This window comes from Bacillaceae bacterium S4-13-56 (assembly GCA_040191315.1).
In the GTDB taxonomy this organism is placed as follows: domain Bacteria; phylum Bacillota; class Bacilli; order Bacillales; family JAWJLM01; genus JAWJLM01.
This window is the reverse complement of record JAWJLM010000031.1, coordinates 1-19933: the sequence shown is the minus strand read 5'-3', so window position 1 is coordinate 19933 and position 19933 is coordinate 1. Positions and strand designations below refer to the sequence as shown.

Below are 19933 nucleotides of genomic sequence, written 5' to 3'. Positions count from 1 at the left end.
GGTATAGGAGAGAAATGTGCTAGTCACATTACTCATTTAACAATGCAATTTTTAATAGGTCGCGCAACATCTCTGGTAAAAAATATTGTTTATCTGGTGCTCGAACAATCTCTGGAAAGAAGTAACCAAAAGTAAAAGTGTCCGGTACACAAAGGGAAAGTCTTTGATTTGGATCAACAGGTGCCCCTCTATATTGTATATGTTTAACCCTTTCTTCTCCGTCTGAGTCTATGCTAGTTTGAACATCTATTCCAGAAAACATCATCCGACCAATAACCTTCCCACGGAAACCAAAACCTTTTAATTCGAAATTCTGAATTTCCTTCGTAAAAGCGACTCGAACAATCTCCTTTAACTCTTCTCCAGTAACATTGATTTTACAAGGATTGATTGGATGTGGACATATTCGTAGTAGATCGAATTTAGAAACAGGACCAGATGGAAGGCCCTCTAAAAGGACTCCGCCATTTAACATAGCCACATCCGAATCTGTCCATTTTTTCATAACCTCTGTTAAAAGCATAATAAGTTCATTTTCTTCAAACCAGTTAACTTGTAAATCTTTTTTTAAATTCATGAAAGGATGATTAAGTTCAGATACTGCCTGTTCACTCAATTTTTTTAGCATTTGTTCCGTTAGTTCATCCTTTTCCTCCGTTTCAATTGAAGTTGCATAAGCTTCAGCCTTTTCTACCAATTGAGTTTCTGGATTCCATGTAAGATAGGCTTCACCGGTATATAAACCGAATTTACCAGCTGCAGTTAAAAGAGTATTTCCAACTTTCTTTCCCTTTTTCAGAAGATGATGTGTATGCCCACCAATAATCAGGTTGATTTCCGGAAACTGGCGTGCAATTTCTTCATCTTCATTGATTCCTAGATGCGAGAGAAGGATAATGATATCAGCCTTTTTCTTAAGGATAGGAATGTACTTTTCCAGTATCTCTAATGGTTGAAAAACATCCCAACCATTTGGATGATAGAAAGGCGTAAATGGAGCTGTTAGACCAATAATTCCAATCTTTGTTCCAAGCTGTGTATTATAAATTTGATAAGGGGTTAACCATGAAGGCTGCGGTTCAGTCTGTGACGAGATATTTGCACACACAACATCAAATTGCGCCTCATCATAAAGATGATAAAAATCTCTCCCCTCTAATGTAATCCCCTCGTTATTTCCGATCGTCACACAATTATAATTAGCTTTATTTAGTATCTGTACGTTACTTTTTCCTAAGCTTTCCTCAGAGATGGGGTGAAATCTATCCATATGATCTCCCACATCCAACAAAAATCGCGTTTCATTCGGTTGAAGTGGCCTCTTATATTCCCTTTTCCATCGTCCGATGATAGAAGGCCAATTTTCAAAATGACTATGTAAATCGTTCGTATAAAAAATTGAAATTTTCTCCACAACCATCCACTCCAAATATTCATGATCTATCTTTATTTTATCATGGATTGTTCATAACTCTTATAGATAAGTATTCTACATTAATCGTTTACATGCAAGAATTGAGGACGTTACCGCTATTCCGGAGAGTCTTCTTGATGTGAATTCGGGGCGGCGCGCGTCTATTTGCGGGATTTGCGCGTCTATTTTGCTTGGTGGCGCGTCTATCCGAATTCCGTGCGTCGAATTTGGGGCGGCGCGCGTCACTTTGCTGGATTTGCGCGTCTATTTTGCTTGGTGGCGCGTCTATCCGAATTCCGTGCGTCGAATTTGGGGCGGTGCGCGTCACTTTGCGGGATTTGCGCGTCTATCTAGCTTGCGGCGCGTCTATCCCTATTCCGTGCGTCGAATTCAGGGCGGCGCGCGTCACTTTGCGGGATTTGCGCGTCTATTTTGCTTGGCGGCGCGTCTATCCCTATTCCGTGCGTCAAATTTGGGGCGGTGCGTCTATTTGCGGGATTTGCGCGTCTATTTTGCTTGGCGGCGCGTCTATCCCTATTCCGTGCGTCGAATTCGGGGCGGCGCGCGTCACTTTGCGGGATTTGCGCGTCTATCTTACTTGATGGCGCGTCTATCCCTATTCCGTGCGTCGAATTCGGGGCGGCGCGCGTCACTTTGCGGGATTTGCGCGTCTATTTTGCTTGGCGGCGCGTCTATCCCTATTCCGTGCGTCGAATTCGGGGCGGCGCGCGTCACTTTGCGGGATTTGCGCGTCTATTTTGCTTGGCGGCGCGTCTATCCCTATTCCGTGCGTCGAATTCGGGGCGGCGCGCGTCACTTTGCGGGATTTGCGCGTCTATTTTGCTTGGCGGCGCGTCTATCCCTATTCCGTGCGTCGAATTCGGGGCGGCGCGCGTCACTTTGCGGGATTTGCGCGTCTATTTTGCTTGGCGGCGCGTCTATCCCTATTCCGTGCGTCAAATTCGGGGCGGCGCGCGTCACTTTGCTGGATTTGCGCGTCTATTTTGCTTGGCGGCGCGTCTATTCCTATTCCGTGCGTCGAATTCGGGGCGGCGCGCGTCACTTTGCGGGATTTGCGCGTCTATTTTGCTTGGCGGCGCGTCTATCCCTATTCCGTGCGTCAAATTCGGGGCGGCGCGCGTCACTTTGCTGGATTTGCGCGTCTATTTTGCTTGGCGGCGCGTCTATTCCTATTCCGTGCGTCGAATTCGGGGCGGCGCGCGTCACTTTGCGGGATTTGCGCGTCTATTTTGCTTGGCGGCGCGTCTATCCCTATTCCGTGCGTCAAATTCGGGGCGGCGCGCGTCACTTTGCTGGATTTGCGCGTCTATTTTGCTTGGCGGCGCGTCTATTCCTATTCCGTGCGTCGAATTCGGGGCGGCGCGCGTCACTTTGCGGGATTTGCGCGTCTATTTTGCTTGGCGGCGCGTCTATCCCTATTCCGTGCGTCAAATTCAGGGCGGCGCGCGTCACTTTGCGGGATTTGCGCGTCTATTTTGCTTGGCGGCGCGTCTATCCCTATTTTATCCAAACCGCACATCATCTCAATAAAAAAAGTGCAAGGGTCCTTGACCAGCGACGTAAGGAGGTGAGGCCCACAGGATGCGAGTCAGTTCGGTGTTGCGACAAATGTTTTCGGTGGGCCGATTATCACAGACCAACGGTATCGCGTTTTAACCATACAGGATTAATTCTGATACTAAAAAAAGAGCTGCCCCCAGACAGGTGCAACTCCTTTTCAATATAAAAGATTAACCGATAGAACCTTCCATTTCGAACTTGATTAATGACGGGGTTTAAACGTTTATAAACAATTATACAAATGGCGATAAATCAACGTTTTTAAGATTTATAGTTTCATAGATTTTTAAACCTTTCCAATCTGTGTCGGCACAAATTACAAATATTGAATAACCTTTTGGATTGGTCTTTTGATCAATCCTTTTCTATAATCATCGATAAAGTCACAATAGACTATTTCTAGGATATTCTCAAGAGTAATACTGTGGTCCTGATAAATTCCTAACATATCTCGAAGGAGAAACTCTCCTCTTAGCGCATCTTTATGTTCAATCCTGGTCCTTATCTCCTCATAACCTCTTAATTCTTCAAAAAGAACTCCATTATACATCCTCAGATTGATACGGCTTGATTGATGTTGGACTTAAATCCCCAGCTTTGAGTCTTGTAAATACACTATGGATATTATTCGTTCTTTTCACATACTCCAAAAAGTCTTTATATAATAAAGAAGTTAAATTTCCTATGTCAAAATCCTTTTCAGTTTCATAAGCTATATCTTCAGCAAATGAGACACCTCTTAAATAAAGGTACTTTGGGACGTAAAAAGAGAAAGTATGCATAGGATTACGAGGGTAAAGCATTCTGTAAAATAGTCTCCCAACTAACTTCATTGATTCTGATTCCCTACGATTGGCTAATATCCACTCTTCTTCCTCAATCACATTCACCTAACTAAATTGCATTTGTTTCCCTCCAGTCCTTTATTTTTGGACCAAGCTGACGATCAATATAATGCTTAACAACTCGATGGGTCGTCTTTCTATATGACAAATCCCATTCTGTAGATAAGGTCTTTACCATCTCAAAAAAACCATTTTCCAAAACTACATGGACGAAGGATCCATCCTTCGGGTATTCCTTGTCTTCTGAATCTTGCTCGCGAATAAGCTCCTGTTTTACTACCTGCGAAGCAAAAGCTGTGATACTCATATGATGATCCATAGCTTTTAATTTGAGCAGCTGCTTATCTTCTTTGGAAAGTTTAAGCTTAATGTCATGCTTTTTATCTGATCGAGTTTTACGAGTTTTTTTTGTTGGAGTTTTTTGCGTATAAATTTTAGGTTTAACAGCTACAGTTGGTCTCTCAAATAAAGTTGACTCTCTCACTTTACATCTCTCCCTTCTTACAAATTTAAGTGAAAAGTAAAAAAAGCTCATGGTCGTTGGTCTCTTGGTCGTTTGGTCACTCCTTTTTTGGATGGGGAGAAGGTTTATAAGACCAGGTTATCCATGTAATTGGTATCCTCCTCAATTACTGGATCTGTATTTACTTGCTCAAAGTTAAGTTGAGTTAGAATCAACCTCCCCTCTCTATGCAGACGGATTAAACTCCTCAAAAACTCACCTATTCCTTTCCCTCCAGTTTGGTCAATTACATATTTGTACAGATCCGCCTGCTCTGGAATTTCTTTATTTAAAGGACACTGTAATCTTTCATATTTATCGGCCATATTGATTCCTCGCTAATACGTATAATCCCTTTGCTGTGTCAAAATCGGGATCATCCGATAAGTAAGCTTTAGGGTAGTATTCTTTAACAAAATCGAACATAACTCTATGACCACCTCCCAATACCAAGGTGTCATTCATTGGCTGATAATCATTGGACAATTGAGAATAGATAGATTCCATGAAAGCACATGGATTTTTAGCAATTTCTTTAGAGTTTTCAATCCCATACGGAATGGTTAAACTCTTTTCATTTATGAAATAGCGATCTTCAAAAAAAAATACATTTGTGGTAGTAGAGCCAAAGTCAAATCCCTGGACAATCCCTCCTCGAGGTTGAGCAAAGAAACCAGTTCCACCTTCTACCCATATCCCAACCTCTTCGATATTAATCTTTTTTCCCTCACCGTTAATTGGAATCCTATGCTCTCCTTTAATTAGTTTTTTGAGAGTTTTAATCTCAGATTTATCTTTGTTGCCTATAGGTGTATTAAGTACAATCTTAAAATTGTCATCTTTAAAGTTATCCAATCCACAAATGAGATTGATAAGAGTAGTATAATGCACCTTTGAAGTGTTTCGGTACTGAATGTGGAACTTCCCCTCTCTCTTGGCCAGATCCCCAACAAAATATTTTTGCTTATTGAAATCGACTAAAAAGTCTTTTCCATCCTTTAAATCGTGGAGTATTTTAGAATCGTCATGTCTAATAATTCTAGATGAATGAACATGCTTATTGAATCCAGACACCAACCTCGTTCGATACTTCCCCACGTCACCACCAATGATAGTCGTCATCCTATCTATCCCTCCTATTTATTAATGGGTTAATAACACTAAACTAGTAAATTCAAAGATTATTAACCTGTTAATAAATGCTATGGGCTATGGTTTCATAATATGACCAAATTTGGTCACTATTTTAACCTTAATTGATTAGAGGATAAAACAAATTTGAATAGAATTAGTAACAAGGGTGATATAAATGGCGAAAAAGTATAGATTTAAAGGTGAATATGCTGAAGAATTGATTAAGAAAAAATTTGTAATGGATTATATAGCAGAAGAATTAAAAGTACATAAGAACACAGTTAAGAGATATCTTAGAGGATATACACCTATTCCAGCTACTACACTTGCTACATTAGCTGCGTTATTAGATAAGGACATCAAAGAACTCTTAGAGGAAGTGATTGAGGATGGATCTTGAGGAATTACATGAGAATTACGACTGAAATAAAGCAATGGGAAAGCTATTATCTTTGGCAATTTATTTAATAGATGAACAATCGGACTATACGATAAAAGACGCTCGTAATAAGATTATAAAAATCATTGAATTAATGGATGAATTTGAACCAATGTCAAAGGATGACTTTGGTGTTTTGATGCATAAATACGAATGGGGAAAATTAAGCAGGACCCTGTGAGTTTAGCCCTTGATAGTTTGGATGATGGATCGGAATACTCGAGGGAAAGTGCGGATGAAAGGTTCCCAAGCATGATAACTTATATAAAGACTGAGGGAGCATATGAATAAAATTAATTATAGGAAATATTTAGAAGAAATAATGTTAAAATAAAAGAAGAACAAAATTTTAGGAAACAACATTAAGAATCTATTAAAAGTTTATAAATACAAAATAAGGGCGGTGAATGTTAATGCATACTTCAAAAAAGAAGGTATTATTAGTATTATTGTTTTTCTTAAGTGGTTTTTTTGTCTTTCAAGAAAACGTCTTTGCCAATGAAGAGATTTCTATCGTAATTAATGGCGAAAAGCAGCAATATGATCAACCACCGATTGTTAAAGATCAAAGAACACTTGTTCCATTAAGGGGGGTTTTTGAAAGTCTTGGAGCTACCGTTGAATGGAACCAAGAACAGAAAAAGGTTACCGCACATAAAGGTTCTACAACAATTGAATTAACCCTTAATTCAAAAGAAGCAAAAATTAATGGGGTGCAATATTTATTGGATGTACCAGCAATTGCACTAAACGGAAGGACGCTTGTACCAATAAGATTTATAGGTGAATCTTTAGGAGCAAAAGTCGGATGGATACAAGACACAAAAACAGTAACCATAAATACAAGCAATACTGATACAAATATAAAAATAGTCCCTCCTCCAGAAGGGGTAGTTGCACTAGCATCTAATGATCAAGTTAAAGTGAATTGGATTATTGACCAAAATGTTGACTACTATCACGTATATTTTAATTATTCAATGGAAGGCGCATACTTACCTTTTTTAGAAAATAGTAACAGTAAGGCTAAGTTTGAAGTAGGGGCAATTCACACCGGAGTAAACCCTGGAGAGACTTGGTACTATAAAGTTACTGCAGTAAAAAACGGGGTTGAGTCTGATTTTAGTAATGTTGTTTCAGCAACTTTGCCAATAACTCCCACACAACCAAACTATCAAACTACTTTAATTCTTATTGCAGATAATCATAAAGGTACTTATTTGGGAAAACTGACAACTAATAAATATGATAGTGAAAGTATCTTCAACGAATATGGGGCATACGGAAGCCCTTATCGTAGTAATAGTATATGGAATGAATATGGTACTTATGGAAGCCCGTATGCGACATACAGTGCATTTAATGAATATTCTCAAAACCCACCAATCATATATGATCTTAATGGAAACATATATGGGAGAGTGACCACCAATCCTTATATACAAGATGGTATTAACCCTAATATCCTATACCAGTTATTAAAAGAGGCAGGTTATTAAATAAGAAATAGCCCTCACATTTGTGGGGCTATTTCTTTTCTAAAATCTTAGATAAGGATCCAACATCTAAACTAAGAATTCCAGTAAAGGATAAAGTTGAAATCAAAAAGGAAATCAAATATTTCTCCCTGGAAGAATTGAATCAACTATTAGACTTCATGGAGACATACAGACACCAACGATTTTCTGAGTATCGATTATACTACATGCTCATGTATTTTTTGAGTCAAACCGGATTAAGGATCAGCGAAGCTCTGGCTTTACGATGGACTGATATTGAAGGAAATAAATTAACAGTAGAAAGGCAAACCAGCAGGGACGATAACAACAATGTTAAACTCACATCATTAAAAAACACATCGTCCTATCGAACCATTACACTTGATGAGGTTCTGTTGAAAGAGCTTAAAAAGTTTAAGTTAGAACAACACCAGGTCATTCTAAAGTACAAATCGTTTAGACAAAATGAAGATGGTATTATCTTTCAGAATTACTTGGGTAACTATCTAACTCCATCAACCATTCGAGACACTATTAAAGAGTATTGCAAAAAAGCAAAAGTACCTTACAAAGGCACTCATGGATTCAGACATACTCATGCAGTGCTACTTTTAGAATCAGGAGCAAGCATAAAATATGTATTCAAGCGGTTAGGCCACAAAACGATCAAAACAACGGCTGACACATACCTGGATATCACTGAAAAAAATGAAGAAGAACTCAAAAAATTCTCTTCCTACACCAAAAGATAAAACGGGATCGGCACAAAATCGGCACGACCCCGTTTTAAACATCATCATATCATTTGTTAAACCCCGTCACATCAAGGGTTTTTAATTTTTAACCAATAGAACCTTCCATCTCGAACTTGATTAAGCGGTTCATTTCAACCGCATATTCCATTGGAAGTTCTTTTGTAAATGGTTCGATGAAGCCCATTACGATCATCTCTGTTGCTTCTTCTTGCGTTAATCCACGGCTCATGAGGTAGAACAATTGCTCTTCTGATACCTTAGATACTCTGGCTTCATGCTCCAAAGAAATATTATCATTAAGGATTTCATTATATGGGATCGTATCTGAAGTAGATTTATTATCCATAATTAACGTATCACACTCGATATTAGAACGTGCGCCATCAGCTTTTCGTCCAAATTGAACGATTCCACGGTATGTTACTTTGCCACCATGCTTAGAGATGGACTTAGAAACAATAGTAGAAGATGTGTTTGGAGCTAAGTGAAGCATTTTTGCTCCAGCGTCTTGATGTTGCCCCTTACCAGCAATAGCAATGGACAATGTCATGCCACGAGCACCTTCACCTTTAAGAATAACAGCTGGATATTTCATGGTTAATTTAGAACCAATATTCCCATCTACCCATTCCATTGTAGCGTTTGCTTCACAGACAGCACGCTTTGTTACTAGGTTAAATACGTTATTTGCCCAGTTTTGGATGGTAGTATAACGGCAGTATCCACCTTTTTTAATAATGATTTCAACAACTGCACTGTGGAGCGAGTTTGTTGTATAAACTGGAGCTGTACATCCCTCAACATAGTGTACGGATGCATCTTCATCCACAATGATTAACGTACGCTCAAACTGCCCCATATTCTCAGAATTAATACGGAAGTATGCTTGCAGCGGAGTGTCTGTTTTTACTCCCTTTGGTACATAGATAAAAGATCCACCTGACCAAACAGCTGAGTTTAGGGCAGCAAATTTGTTATCTGATGGTGGAATAGTTTTACCAAAATGCTCCCTAAATAAATCCTCGTTTTCTTTAAGCGCAGAATCTGTATCCTTAAACACGATTCCCATTTTATGAAGATCTTCTTTCATATTATGATAAACTACCTCAGATTCATATTGAGCAGAAACCCCAGCCAAGTACTTTTGTTCAGCTTCGGGAATTCCAAGTTTATCAAAAGTTCGTTTGATCTCCTCTGGAACCTCATCCCAAGATTTCTCTGATTTCTCAGATGGTTTTACGTAATAAGTGATCTCATCAAAGTTTAAACCTGTAAGATCTCCACCCCATTGAGGCATTGGCATACTATAAAAATGTTCCAATGATTTTAGACGAAAATCTAACATCCACTGCGGTTCATTTTTTATTTTAGAAATTTCCTCAACAATAGCAGGTGTCAATCCGCGTTCCGTTTTGAAAATGGACACGTCTCTCTCATGAAACCCGTATTTGTATTCTCCAATTTCGGGAGCTTTTTTAGCCATTCCTATGACCTCCTTTTCGTTATTCCTTCTCGTGAACGCCCTTTTCCATAGCCTTCCAACATAACGTCGCACATTTAATTCGTGCTGGGAATTTTGCTACTCCTTGAAGAGCCTCCAAATCACCCAAATCCAAGCCTTCTGTATCATACTCTTTTCCTTGCATCATATCAGAAAATATTCTAGACAATTTTAAAGCTTTTTCTACCGGCTTTCCTTTGATGGTTTGCGTCATCATAGAAGCAGAGGACATACTGATGGAACAGCCCTCCCCATCAAATTTTGCATCCTTGACATGACCATCTTCAATTTGAAGCTGTAATTGAATCCGATCCCCACATGTAGGATTGTTCATATCAATGGATAGATGGTTACCTTCGACTGACCCACGGTTCCTTGGATTCTTGTAATGATCCATGATGACTTGACGATACAAGGTATCTAAATTATTAAAAGACATCGCTAAAATACTCCTTCGTCTTTTTTAATCCTTCAACAAGTCGATCAATATCCTCTTCTGTGTTGTATAAATAAAAACTTGCTCTAGCTGTTGAGGAAACCTTTAACCATTTCATCAATGGTTGTGCACAATGATGTCCTGCTCGAACAGCAATTCCTTCTGCATCTAATACAGTAGCCACATCATGAGGATGAACATCGGCTAAATTGAAAGTCACTAAACCTGCTCTTTCCTTTGGACCATAAATCGTTAGGTCTGGGATAGTTTGAAGTTCAGCCATGGCGTAGGCTGTTAATTTCTTTTCATGATCTAAAATATGGTCTAGACCAATTTCCTCTAGGAAATCAATTGTTGCTCCCAAACCTATAGCTCCAGCAATAATTGGTGTTCCCCCTTCAAACTTCCAAGGGAGTTCTTTCCAAGTGGAGTCATAAAGTTCAACGAAATCAATCATTTCTCCACCAAATTCTACTGGCTCCATTTTTTCTAACAGTGCTTTTTTACCATATAGTACCCCAATCCCAGTAGGACCACACATTTTATGTCCTGAAAAAGCAAAGAAATCACAATCAAGCTCTTGTACATTAATACGCATATGAGGAGTACTCTGTGCTCCATCCACTAATAGTACTGCACCATTACGATGGGCAATTTCAGCAATTTCTTTTACGGGATTAACCGTTCCTAATACATTGGAAACTTGCATCATTGCCACTATTTTGGTGTTTGAAGTAATGACTCCTTCAGCATCTTTTAAAGTAATAGTCCCATCCTCTTGCAATGGGATGTATTTTAATGTGGCACCCGTAGCTTTGGCTGCTTGTTGCCAAGGAATAATATTACTATGGTGTTCCATTGGTGTGATAACAATCTCATCGCCTTCTTTAAGGTTTGCCCTTGCGTAACTGTAGGCAACAGTATTAATAGAAGTTGTGGTACCACGAGTAAAAATAATTTCTTCCACATGCTTAGCCCCAATAAAGGCTCTAACCTTTTCTCGAGATTTTTCATAACCATCAGTAGCTCTAGTTCCTAAGGTATGAACTCCACGGTGTACATTTGAATTGTACTCTTTGTAATACGTTTCAATAGCCTCTATGACTTTAAGGGGTTTTTGAGATGTAGCAGCACTATCCAAATATACTAAAGGATGACCATTAACTTCTTGGTTGAGTATAGGAAACTGCTCTTTTATTCCCTTAATGTCCATCATTTACCGCACTTTCCTTTCAATAACCTCTTTAAGTTGTGATTTTACGGATTCAATAGGAAGTTGATCAACAACAGGTGCTAAGAAACCATGGATAACCAAGCGTTCAGCTTCTTGTTTTGTAATACCGCGACTCATTAAATAATATAATTGAACAGGATCTACACGTCCTACAGATGCTGCGTGTCCAGCCGATACATCATCTTCATCAATAAGAAGAATTGGATTAGCGTCCCCACGTGCATCTTTACTTAACATAAGAACACGGGATTCTTGCTCTGCACTTGACTTTGTTGCTCCATGTTCAATCTTTCCAATTCCATTAAAGATAGAACTTGCTGAGTCTTTCATAACTCCATGTTGTAAAATATATCCATCGGAATGTTTTCCAAAATGAATGATATTTGATACGAAGTTTTGCTTTTGATTTCCTCGCCCTACAGATACAGACTTTGCATCTGCACTAGAATTATCTCCAAGCAAATGTGTAACGTTTTCAGAAACTGTATTTCCGTCATTCATTAAACCAAGTGACCATTCAATTCTAGCATCACGATGTGCGTTTCCACGACGGTTAACATAGGTTGTGGTTCCTTTTGAAAAATTATCTACGGCCCCGTAGGAAACCTTAGCTTGATCATGAGCAATAACCTCAGTCACAATATTAGCAAAAGCTTCTTCCTCATTATTAAAGGAAATATAATTTTCTACATAAGTTACTGAGCTTCCCTCTTCTGCTACAATGATCACGTGATTAAATAAGGCAGCTTGTGGGTCTTCTTGCCAGAAAATTGATTGAAGCGGCTTTTCTACTTCCACATTTTTTGGAATATAAACAAAAGCTCCGCCATTCATTAATGCGGCATGAAGAGCCGTTAAACGATGCTCATCATAGGAAACAGTTTCTTTCATATAATAGCGTTGAACAAGGTCAGAATGCTCCTTAAGTGCAGTCGCCATATCTGTAAAAATAACACCTTTGTTCTTCAGGTCATCAGATAGAGATAGATAAGCTGCTGTATGGTTACGCTGAATAAATAAATTTGCTTTCGCGAAATCATCCTTTGACAACAACCCCTGGATTTCAGCAGGAAGGTCATCAAAAGACTGAACAGATTGTCCCTCAACGTAGTGTTTGAAGCGTGAGAAGTTCCAATCTGTAATTTTTGTTTTTTCAGGCTTTGGCAAAGCCAATTGTTCTGCCTTTTCAATTGCCTGTTGACGTAGTGAAGTCATCCACCGTGGTTCGCCGCGGCCGGTTGAAAAGGATTCGACATAGGATTTTTCGTATGGTAGTACGGTTTCTACGCTCATGCTATCCCCCCTCTTACGCTTCTTGGCCAACAGTTTCGTCTTCAATACCTAATTCTTGTTTGATCCAGTCATAACCTTCTTCTTCAAGATGTTGTGCAAGCTCAGGTCCACCGGATTTTACTACACGCCCTTGCATCATTACATGAACATAGTCTGGAGTAATATAGTTTAATAAACGCTGGTAGTGAGTAATGATTAAACATCCAAAATCCTCATTACGTAACTTGTTAATTCCCTTAGAAACAACTTTTAAGGCGTCAATATCAAGACCTGAATCAATCTCGTCAAGAATTCCAATCGCAGGCTTAAGCATCATTAATTGTAGAATTTCATTACGTTTCTTCTCTCCACCCGAAAAGCCTTCATTTAAGTATCTTTGTGCCATATTTTTATCCATCTCTAAGTAATCCATATTATCGTCCATTTCTTTTATGAACTTCATAAGAGAGATTTCTTCACCTTCTTCACGACGTGCATTAATAGAAGAACGTAAAAAGTCTGAGTTTGTCACACCAGTAATTTCGCTTGGGTATTGCATAGCAAGAAATAGTCCAGCACGTGCACGCTCATCTACTTCCATTTCTAAAACGTCTTCTCCGTCTAACAAAACCGATCCTTTAGTAACTTCAAACTTCGGATGACCCATAATAGCCGAAGCTAGAGTGGATTTTCCGGTACCGTTTGGACCCATTACTACGTGAAATTCTCCACCTTTTATGGTAAGGTTAACACCTTTTAAAATTTCCTTTCCTTCAATGGAAACATGTAAATCCTTAATTTCAAGAGTAGATCCCGCCATAATAATACCTCCATTTTATCTATAATTTTGTTTCATAGAATTTTTTTATTCTCATTCTATTCTCATTACAATCTTATATCATCTATATTGTATTATCAACTAATTTAGCTAGAAATACAAACTTTTGTAGACCCTTAGCTTATAAGCCCTTTGATATCAATATTACTCCTTATTTAAAATAACTATGAATAAAAAATAACTATAAAAAATATTTAAGATAAATAACGTGATAATATTAGAAAATCCAGCATTTACTAAGCCATTTTTATAACGAATGTCTTAGTGACCCTTATGCAGATAGGAAAAGTTTTTTATTTCTTCCTATCTGCAAAAAAAAGACAGACGAACTCAATAAATGAGGCCGTCTGTCTTTTTCCTTCTACTTTTTATCGGTGAGCCTGACGCTCAAAATCTGCTGCATAACTTAAGCTTTTTTGATATTCCATTTCTCTACGCTTTTCGATTTTTATTCGTTGATCAAGCTTTCGACTGTACTCCTCATAGCCAATTCCGTGGGATTGATGCATTGCCTTCTCCATGTCATTGGTGTAATTCAAATCCAATTGGTTTTGAATAATAAATCCTTCCCTTCAAGAGTTTTTACATGATCAAGTATAGCAACGATCAATTCTTTCATCAAAACTGATTTGAAGAAAAATATCCCCAAGGAATAGCATTTGCAAAGCTGTGCCTTAAGCTGTGTATGCTTTTTAGCAATATTGTAAGATTTTCTGCCTCATTCTTCGATATCCTACATTTTTGCTATTTAATGATAAGGATAAAGTGAAACTTCAATCAGCAGGGTCTCCACTGATGGTTAGCGCCCAAGGATATACCTAAAGGTTCTTGAACCATTCGGTCGCCAACCATGAAGCAAACTTCACCAATAAGGATGAAAATTTAATTTAATGTTTTATTTTCATGGGAGTAAAACCCCTACCTACTCTTCCTGTTTTACTTAAGATTTGGGCTGGGTATTACTTCCATTCGTGCGAGAAATAATACAATACTCCTTTTGTGAAGCTATCCCAATAGCTAACCCCATTAATTACTTATGCTTTTGAGAAATCTTCCCTCTTAAAGCCATCTTTCGTATGACTAGCTACATCCGGCATATTTCTGAAAAAATCCATTCTCTTCCTTATAATATGGTAAAGCTAATTCGGTTGAATTTACAGCACTCTTTCCTTCAAAAAATCCTCCCATTGAATAATGGATATAGGTAGTTTGACCTTAACCATAGTATTCTATCCAAGGGAGGAATCTTCCATATTATTCGCTTACAGGTACAACTGCACCTTCATACTTTTCATTAATAAAGTTTTGAATTTCTTCAGAACGTAAAACATCTACAAGCTTTTGAATAGCTTCTGATTCTTTATCTTCACTGCGAACAGCAATCACATTTACGTAAGGTGATTCTGAACCTTCGAGAATAAGTGCATCTTCCGTAGGAATTAATCCCGCTTCAATTGCATAGTTAGTATTGATCGCAACTAGAGCATCTTCTTCTCTCTCATAATATTCAGGAAGGAAGCCTGCATCAATACTTGCATCAAACTCAAGGTTTAATGGGTTTTCAACAATGTCATCTTCAGTTGCTTCTACTTTATTTACATCATCTGAAAGCTTAAGGATTCCTTCTCTTTCAAGTAAAGAAAGAATACGGCCATGGTCCGCGATGGAACGGCTCATAATGACAACTGTTCCCTCTTTAATATCATCTACGCTTTTAATATTTTTAGAATAAATACCCATTGGTTCAATGTGAATTCCACCAGCATTCACAAAATCATAACCGAAATCCGCAATTTGTTGTTCTAGGTACGGGATATGTTGGAAATAGTTTGCATCAAGACCTCCATTGCTTAAATCCTCATTTGGAAGAAGGTAATCTTGGTATACTTCAATCTCAAGCTGAACACCTTGCTCTTCTAGTAATGGCTGTGCTTGTTCTAACACTTCTGCATGAGGAACGCTAGTTGCACCAACTTTAAGAGTAACTAAATCTTGTTCTTCTTGCTCTGTTCCTTCATTTGTGGCTGTATTATTTTCTTCGGATGCTTGATTTGCTGCTGCATTATTTTCTGTGTCTGCACTGTTTTCATCACTTGTTCCACAAGCAGCTAATGCCAGGATAAATAATGCACTAATTACTGTTAACCATACTTTTTTCATGTTGTAACTCCCCTTTTTGATTAATTATCTTTTATCTAATTTATTAGAAATGAAATCTCCAATAAACTGAAAAACAAATACAATAAATACGATTAATATCGTACATGCTACAACAACATCAAAATCACGTCGTTGGAAGCCTTTCATGTAGGCTAAGTCTCCTAACCCACCTGCTCCAATAACTCCAGCAACTGCTGTATACCCTATTAAAGAAATTGCTGTTACTGTAATTCCTGAGATGAGAGCTGGCATTGACTCGGGTAATAGCACCTTAAAAATGACGGTTGAAATTTTCGCACCCATGGCTTCGGCAGCCTCAATGACTCCTTTATCCACTTCTTTTAAAGCAATCTCGACCATTCTCCCATAAAAGGGTGCTGCCCCAACAATAAGTGCTGGAAGTGCTGCCTTTGGTCCGCGAATCGTTCCCATTAACCAATCCGTAAAAGGGAATAAGAGCAATATCAAAATAATAAAAGGGATGGCACGAAAGACATTTACCACGACTGCCGTTATTAAATTTAAAACCCTATTCGTAAGTCCACCTTTAGCCGTCAAAAACAATAATAATCCTAATAAAATCCCAAGAATAAAGGTACCTACTACAGAAATACCAGTCATATATAACGTGTCAATGGTCGCTTCATATAAATCTTCTGAATCTACATTTGGAAATAGTTCACTAAGCATTGGTCTTCACCTCAACTTCCACTGAGGTCTTTTCTATATGACGGATAGCTTTTTCTATCTCTGTTTCTTCTCCTTCAATATGAACAAACAAGGTACCATAAGCTCCTTCACGTGTTTGCGTGATTTTCCCTTGCAATATATTGATGGTAATATCGTAAGTTTTTATTAATTCACTTATCAGAGCTTGATTAGCCTTAGACCCAACAAAGTGGAGCCTTACAATTTTTCCATAATCGTAGTGCTCAACTAAAGAATCTATAATATCCTGTTCATCTGGATCCCCCATCACCTGAGAGACAAACTTCCTAGTCACAGGTTTTTGAGGGTGAAGGAAAATATTCATAACATCTCCTTGCTCCACAATATTCCCTTCCTCCATGACAGCTACCCGATGACAAATCTTTCGAATCACATGCATTTCATGAGTAATTAGAATAATTGTTAAACCCAATTTCTGATTTATACTTACCAAAAGGTCTAAAATGGAATCTGTCGTTTCCGGATCAAGAGCAGATGTTGCTTCATCACATAATAAAACCTTTGGTTCGTTAGCCAAAGCTCTTGCAATCCCGACTCTCTGTTTTTGTCCTCCACTTAGCTGACTTGGGTATGCATTTTCTCTCCCCTTTAGACCGACTAAATCAATGAGTTCATCGACACGTGCCTTTCTTTCAAAGGGAGGGATGCCTGCAATTTCTAGTGGGAAGGAAATATTTTGACGTACTGTTCTAGACCAAAGCAAGTTGAAATGTTGGAAAATCATTCCTATATCTTGTCTGGCTAAACGTAATTCCTTACGTTTCATTTTGGTGATATCTTTCCCGCCTATTTTTACAGACCCATGGGTAGGCTCTTCCAGACGATTAAGCAAACGAATAAAGGTACTTTTCCCGGCCCCACTATAACCAATCACGCCAAAGATTTCTCCTTGTTTAATTTCAAGGTTTAGATCATTTACAGCACGGACCTGCCCTTTATATGTTTTAGAAAGCGATTGAATCGTTATCATGTAAAGGGTCCCTCCTTTCAATTACTTTTAACCTTTTTCTCCAAAATATCCTTGAGTAGGGATGAGGACAAAACAAAAGCGCCTTTCTGCACAAGAGAACAGAAAGGCGCTGAAAATACGCTCAGTCGTTCTCTCATCTGCCAAAGTCATTCGACTTCGCAGGAATTGGCACCATTTCAAGCAGATGCTTGACGGTTGCCGGGCTTCATAGGGCCAGTCCCTCCACCTCTCTGGATAAGAGAAAGTTATTAAATTGAATATTTGAATTTTAATACTCCTGCATCATAGCACGCGAAAAAAATGATTGTCAACAGATTTTTTAAAAGCTTTTTTAGCCGTCAATTTTCATTTTTTAGAGAAATACTGATTTAGTCACTTTGTAAACGGTTAATTTTCTCGAAAATTTCTGGTATGGAATAAAAGGTGTAAATGCTTGATTTTAATTCATTATCTTTAACTAGTAATAAAGAGGGTACTTTTGTAATTTTAAATTTTTCAATTAGATTTGGGCTAACCATGCCATTTATTTTAATGATTTTCATGGGAGCAATCATTTTTTCTAATACTTCAAGCTTACGTTCCTCTACCCTACATGTATAACAAAAAGGACTTACAAAAAATAACAATGTCAACTCATCAGGATAGTTAGTCATTCTTTCAAGGGCTTGTTCTTCTGAAATTTCAATCATAGGAATCCTCCTATTTTAACCATTCGGTTTTCACTTTTAAATTTTTACTTAGTAGAGCCACAGCCAAATGATTTAGAGGTGTTGTAGCTACTTCACGAAAGGATTTATCAATGAAAATATGTTGTGCATGTGGAAGCTCTCTTGACAATTGTTTTCGAAGTTTTTGTCCTGATTCATCCTCATCTACTAAGATATATACATCCAATTCGTCCAACTGATACTCTTCTATCATCTCCTCAAGCCGTTCAACTCCCAATGTTCCATAAGTACAAATAACATCTATATCCTCTTCGAGGATTTTCTTTACTTGTTTGAGGTCGGTTTTTCCTTCCACAATAATGATCCTTTGATCTGCTTCCATCATAGGAATCCTTTCTTTTAAAAAAAATAATGCACAAAAGTAGCAGTGTAAAACACTGCTACTTTTATCCTTTTAACACCAGCCTTGATCGCAATCCACATACTGTCTTGCTTTAGGCGTTTGATAATTATTTCTTTCTTTTCGGGGAGCTTTAACAACGTCACGTTGTTTTTTATTCATCCACTTACCATTTGGATTGGTTCTCATGAAAATCACCCCATTTCTATTTTACCCAGAAAATGAGGGGATCTAAGTGGAAAAATTTACTCCTTAGTGATGACCTTTTCATAATCTTCTGCTGATAAAAGATCATCAAGTTGGGAAGAATCACTTAGCTCAACTAGGATCATCCACGCCTTTTCATATGGGGATTCATTTACAAATTCAGGGCTATCTTCTAATTCTTCGTTAATAGCCACTACTTTTCCACTTACAGGAGCATAAAGCTCAGAAACGGTCTTTACAGATTCGACACTTCCAAAGGGCTGATCAACTTCAATTTCGTCCCCTACTTCTGGAAGTTCAACAAATACGATATCACCAAGTTCAGATTGTGCAAAGTCTGTGATCCCAATGCGTACTTGTCCACCTTCTTCTTTCACCCATTCATGCTCTTTTGAATAACGTAATTCTTTTGGTAAACTCATCTTTTACCCCTCCATTATGTAATCTTCATTTTCCTACTTTATAGGGAATATCATTAAAACCAAAATATTCTGCTCACAGATTTGTTGCGATGACTAATACAAAGAAACTCATACTCATTATAGCCAAGTACTAGCAAATTTATCCTCTTGAAAACCTACTGTTACTTTATTCCCATCTGTCACAATCGGACGTTTCAAAATCATCCCATCCGAAGCTAGCCACTCCAACATTTCCTCTTCAGAGGCCGTCTTCAGTTTATCCTTTAGGCCTAGCTCACGGTATTTCATCCCACTAGTATTAAAAAACTTTTTTATAGGCTGATCACTTTGAGCTATAAGGTTTTGTATTTCATTCTTTGTGGGTGGCTTTTCAACAATATGTATAACTTTATAATCTAGTTGATGCTCATCTAACCACTTCTGAGCTTTCCGACAAGTGCTGCATTTTGGGTAAGCATATACAGTTAACCCCATTCTTCACTTAACCCCCCATTATTTACATATCCAACCCTATTTTAACACAGGCGGATTAGCGTTTCATAATTTTTTGGAGAGATATATTGTCTTTTCTTTTTAACGTTGCTGAAACTGAATCATGTCATCTATTTAATTGTGTTTCGTGGGTTGGTAGCTACTGAATTCTAATTAATAAGTGCTCTTTTATTGAGTTTCGTGGATAGACCCTCGCTGAAACTCTATAATAAGCGCTCTTTTGTTGAGTTTCGTGGGTTGATCCCTGCTGAAACTCTATAATAAGCGCTCTTTTGTTGAGTTTCGTGGATTGACCCTTGCTGAAACTTTATAATAAGTGCTCTTTTGTTGAGTTTCGTGGATAGACCCTCGCTGAAACTCTATAATAAGCGCTCTTTTGTTGAGTTTCGTGGATTGACCCTTGCTGAAACTTTATAATAAGTGCTCTTTTGTTGA

Annotated in this window: 24 protein-coding genes and 1 riboswitch; of the genes, 4 read left to right on the top strand and 20 right to left on the bottom strand. The window is 38.2% G+C overall.

Features of this window, described 5'->3' with window-relative positions; all coding sequences use genetic code 11:
• Positions 1 to 28: 28 nt before the first annotated feature.
• The 6 genes from RZN25_09815 to RZN25_09790 form a co-directional block, all read right to left on the bottom strand.
• Complete coding sequence (locus RZN25_09815; protein MEQ6377116.1) at positions 29 to 1420, bottom strand: bifunctional UDP-sugar hydrolase/5'-nucleotidase; 1392 nt, start codon at positions 1418 to 1420, stop codon at positions 29 to 31.
• Between the two features lie 1891 nt (positions 1421 to 3311).
• Positions 3312 to 3545, bottom strand: a complete 234-nt coding sequence (locus tag RZN25_09810; protein ID MEQ6377115.1) for a hypothetical protein — start codon at positions 3543 to 3545, stop codon at positions 3312 to 3314.
• Positions 3538 to 3879, bottom strand: coding sequence for a hypothetical protein (locus RZN25_09805; GenBank protein ID MEQ6377114.1), 342 nt, complete (start codon positions 3877 to 3879; stop codon positions 3538 to 3540). Before RZN25_09805 ends, RZN25_09810 begins: the two co-directional genes overlap by 8 nt.
• Before the next feature lie 10 nt (positions 3880 to 3889).
• Positions 3890 to 4324, bottom strand: coding sequence for a hypothetical protein (locus RZN25_09800; protein ID MEQ6377113.1), 435 nt, complete (start codon positions 4322 to 4324; stop codon positions 3890 to 3892).
• A gap of 104 nt (positions 4325 to 4428) precedes the next feature.
• A complete protein-coding gene (locus RZN25_09795; GenBank protein MEQ6377112.1) occupies positions 4429 to 4668 on the bottom strand; it encodes a hypothetical protein in 240 nt (79 codons plus the stop codon).
• Positions 4658 to 5464 carry a hypothetical protein gene (locus RZN25_09790; GenBank protein ID MEQ6377111.1) on the bottom strand — a complete coding sequence of 269 codons (807 nt, stop codon included), beginning with the start codon at positions 5462 to 5464 and terminating at the stop codon, positions 4658 to 4660. Before RZN25_09790 ends, RZN25_09795 begins: the two co-directional genes overlap by 11 nt.
• Positions 5465 to 5651: 187 nt before the next feature.
• Here RZN25_09790 and RZN25_09785 point away from each other — a divergent pair, with 187 nt between their 5' ends.
• The 4 genes from RZN25_09785 (at position 5652) to RZN25_09770 (ending at position 8166) form a co-directional block, all read left to right on the top strand.
• A complete protein-coding gene (locus RZN25_09785) occupies positions 5652 to 5876 on the top strand; it encodes a helix-turn-helix domain-containing protein (GenBank protein MEQ6377110.1) in 225 nt (74 codons plus the stop codon).
• A gap of 52 nt (positions 5877 to 5928) precedes the next feature.
• On the top strand, positions 5929 to 6096 hold the full coding sequence (locus RZN25_09780; GenBank protein ID MEQ6377109.1) for a hypothetical protein: 168 nt from the start codon (positions 5929 to 5931) through the stop codon (positions 6094 to 6096).
• A 232-nt stretch (positions 6097 to 6328) separates the two neighbouring features.
• On the top strand, positions 6329 to 7414 hold the full coding sequence (locus tag RZN25_09775) for a copper amine oxidase N-terminal domain-containing protein (protein MEQ6377108.1): 1086 nt from the start codon (positions 6329 to 6331) through the stop codon (positions 7412 to 7414).
• Positions 7415 to 7434: 20 nt separating this feature from the next.
• Positions 7435 to 8166 (top strand): site-specific integrase, encoded by a 732-nt coding sequence (locus RZN25_09770; protein MEQ6377107.1) that lies wholly within the window; start codon positions 7435 to 7437, stop codon positions 8164 to 8166.
• An 88-nt stretch (positions 8167 to 8254) separates the two neighbouring features.
• Here RZN25_09770 and sufB read toward each other — a convergent pair whose 3' ends face one another.
• The 14 genes from sufB to RZN25_09700 form a co-directional block, all read right to left on the bottom strand.
• Positions 8255 to 9652 (bottom strand): Fe-S cluster assembly protein SufB, encoded by a 1398-nt coding sequence (gene sufB / locus RZN25_09765; GenBank protein MEQ6377106.1) that lies wholly within the window; start codon positions 9650 to 9652, stop codon positions 8255 to 8257.
• Between the two features lie 19 nt (positions 9653 to 9671).
• Positions 9672 to 10109 carry an SUF system NifU family Fe-S cluster assembly protein gene (locus tag RZN25_09760; GenBank protein ID MEQ6377105.1) on the bottom strand — a complete coding sequence of 146 codons (438 nt, stop codon included), beginning with the start codon at positions 10107 to 10109 and terminating at the stop codon, positions 9672 to 9674.
• Positions 10099 to 11319, bottom strand: a complete 1221-nt coding sequence (locus RZN25_09755; GenBank protein MEQ6377104.1) for a cysteine desulfurase — start codon at positions 11317 to 11319, stop codon at positions 10099 to 10101. The genes RZN25_09760 and RZN25_09755 overlap by 11 nt, the downstream gene beginning before the upstream one ends.
• A 3-nt stretch (positions 11320 to 11322) precedes the next feature.
• A complete protein-coding gene (sufD, locus tag RZN25_09750; GenBank protein MEQ6377103.1) occupies positions 11323 to 12633 on the bottom strand; it encodes a Fe-S cluster assembly protein SufD in 1311 nt (436 codons plus the stop codon).
• 13 nt (positions 12634 to 12646) lie between these two features.
• The gene (gene sufC / locus RZN25_09745; GenBank protein MEQ6377102.1) at positions 12647 to 13432 is read right to left on the bottom strand and encodes a Fe-S cluster assembly ATPase SufC; all 786 of its coding nucleotides are present in this window, start codon (positions 13430 to 13432) and stop codon (positions 12647 to 12649) included.
• Positions 13433 to 13818: 386 nt separating this feature from the next.
• Complete coding sequence (locus RZN25_09740) at positions 13819 to 13959, bottom strand: hypothetical protein (protein ID MEQ6377101.1); 141 nt, start codon at positions 13957 to 13959, stop codon at positions 13819 to 13821.
• Positions 13960 to 14704: 745 nt separating this feature from the next.
• Entirely contained in the window at positions 14705 to 15610 is a 906-nt protein-coding gene (locus RZN25_09735) for a MetQ/NlpA family ABC transporter substrate-binding protein (GenBank protein ID MEQ6377100.1), read from the bottom strand.
• A gap of 24 nt (positions 15611 to 15634) precedes the next feature.
• The gene (locus RZN25_09730; protein ID MEQ6377099.1) at positions 15635 to 16300 is read right to left on the bottom strand and encodes a methionine ABC transporter permease; all 666 of its coding nucleotides are present in this window, start codon (positions 16298 to 16300) and stop codon (positions 15635 to 15637) included.
• Positions 16293 to 17309, bottom strand: coding sequence for a methionine ABC transporter ATP-binding protein (locus RZN25_09725; protein ID MEQ6377098.1), 1017 nt, complete (start codon positions 17307 to 17309; stop codon positions 16293 to 16295). The genes RZN25_09730 and RZN25_09725 overlap by 8 nt, the downstream gene beginning before the upstream one ends.
• A 130-nt stretch (positions 17310 to 17439) precedes the next feature.
• A riboswitch (SAM riboswitch) is annotated at positions 17440 to 17550 on the bottom strand.
• A 127-nt stretch (positions 17551 to 17677) separates the two neighbouring features.
• Positions 17678 to 17998 carry a thioredoxin family protein gene (locus tag RZN25_09720; GenBank protein ID MEQ6377097.1) on the bottom strand — a complete coding sequence of 107 codons (321 nt, stop codon included), beginning with the start codon at positions 17996 to 17998 and terminating at the stop codon, positions 17678 to 17680.
• A 10-nt stretch (positions 17999 to 18008) separates the two neighbouring features.
• Positions 18009 to 18362, bottom strand: coding sequence for a toprim domain-containing protein (locus RZN25_09715; protein MEQ6377096.1), 354 nt, complete (start codon positions 18360 to 18362; stop codon positions 18009 to 18011).
• 69 nt (positions 18363 to 18431) lie between these two features.
• Complete coding sequence (locus tag RZN25_09710) at positions 18432 to 18566, bottom strand: hypothetical protein (GenBank protein ID MEQ6377095.1); 135 nt, start codon at positions 18564 to 18566, stop codon at positions 18432 to 18434.
• A 56-nt stretch (positions 18567 to 18622) separates the two neighbouring features.
• Complete coding sequence (gene gcvH, locus RZN25_09705; GenBank protein MEQ6377094.1) at positions 18623 to 19006, bottom strand: glycine cleavage system protein GcvH; 384 nt, start codon at positions 19004 to 19006, stop codon at positions 18623 to 18625.
• Positions 19007 to 19123: 117 nt separating this feature from the next.
• Entirely contained in the window at positions 19124 to 19480 is a 357-nt protein-coding gene (locus RZN25_09700) for an arsenate reductase family protein (protein ID MEQ6377093.1), read from the bottom strand.
• Between the last annotated feature and the right edge of the window lie 453 nt (positions 19481 to 19933).

Excerpts from the sequence above, each read along its gene's own strand:
- RZN25_09730 (MEQ6377099.1), bottom strand. The coding sequence starts at position 16,300 with ATGCTTAGTGAACTATTTCCAAATGTAGATTCAGAAGATTTATATGAA.
- RZN25_09810 (MEQ6377115.1), bottom strand. The coding sequence starts at position 3,545 with ATGTATAATGGAGTTCTTTTTGAAGAATTAAGAGGTTATGAGGAGATA.
- RZN25_09775 (MEQ6377108.1), top strand. The coding sequence starts at position 6,329 with ATGCATACTTCAAAAAAGAAGGTATTATTAGTATTATTGTTTTTCTTA.
- RZN25_09760 (MEQ6377105.1), bottom strand. The coding sequence starts at position 10,109 with ATGTCTTTTAATAATTTAGATACCTTGTATCGTCAAGTCATCATGGAT.
- RZN25_09740 (MEQ6377101.1), bottom strand. The coding sequence starts at position 13,959 with ATGCATCAATCCCACGGAATTGGCTATGAGGAGTACAGTCGAAAGCTT.
- sufB (MEQ6377106.1), bottom strand. The coding sequence starts at position 9,652 with ATGGCTAAAAAAGCTCCCGAAATTGGAGAATACAAATACGGGTTTCAT.
- RZN25_09720 (MEQ6377097.1), bottom strand. The coding sequence starts at position 17,998 with ATGATTGAAATTTCAGAAGAACAAGCCCTTGAAAGAATGACTAACTAT.
- RZN25_09795 (MEQ6377112.1), bottom strand. The coding sequence starts at position 4,668 with ATGGCCGATAAATATGAAAGATTACAGTGTCCTTTAAATAAAGAAATT.
- RZN25_09790 (MEQ6377111.1), bottom strand. The coding sequence starts at position 5,464 with ATGACGACTATCATTGGTGGTGACGTGGGGAAGTATCGAACGAGGTTG.
- RZN25_09785 (MEQ6377110.1), top strand. The coding sequence starts at position 5,652 with ATGGCGAAAAAGTATAGATTTAAAGGTGAATATGCTGAAGAATTGATT.
- RZN25_09715 (MEQ6377096.1), bottom strand. The coding sequence starts at position 18,362 with ATGATGGAAGCAGATCAAAGGATCATTATTGTGGAAGGAAAAACCGAC.
- sufC (MEQ6377102.1), bottom strand. The coding sequence starts at position 13,432 with ATGGCGGGATCTACTCTTGAAATTAAGGATTTACATGTTTCCATTGAA.
- RZN25_09725 (MEQ6377098.1), bottom strand. The coding sequence starts at position 17,309 with ATGATAACGATTCAATCGCTTTCTAAAACATATAAAGGGCAGGTCCGT.
- RZN25_09710 (MEQ6377095.1), bottom strand. The coding sequence starts at position 18,566 with ATGAGAACCAATCCAAATGGTAAGTGGATGAATAAAAAACAACGTGAC.
- RZN25_09700 (MEQ6377093.1), bottom strand. The coding sequence starts at position 19,480 with ATGGGGTTAACTGTATATGCTTACCCAAAATGCAGCACTTGTCGGAAA.
- RZN25_09755 (MEQ6377104.1), bottom strand. The coding sequence starts at position 11,319 with ATGGACATTAAGGGAATAAAAGAGCAGTTTCCTATACTCAACCAAGAA.
- RZN25_09815 (MEQ6377116.1), bottom strand. The coding sequence starts at position 1,420 with ATGGTTGTGGAGAAAATTTCAATTTTTTATACGAACGATTTACATAGT.
- gcvH (MEQ6377094.1), bottom strand. The coding sequence starts at position 19,006 with ATGAGTTTACCAAAAGAATTACGTTATTCAAAAGAGCATGAATGGGTG.
- RZN25_09735 (MEQ6377100.1), bottom strand. The coding sequence starts at position 15,610 with ATGAAAAAAGTATGGTTAACAGTAATTAGTGCATTATTTATCCTGGCA.
- sufD (MEQ6377103.1), bottom strand. The coding sequence starts at position 12,633 with ATGAGCGTAGAAACCGTACTACCATACGAAAAATCCTATGTCGAATCC.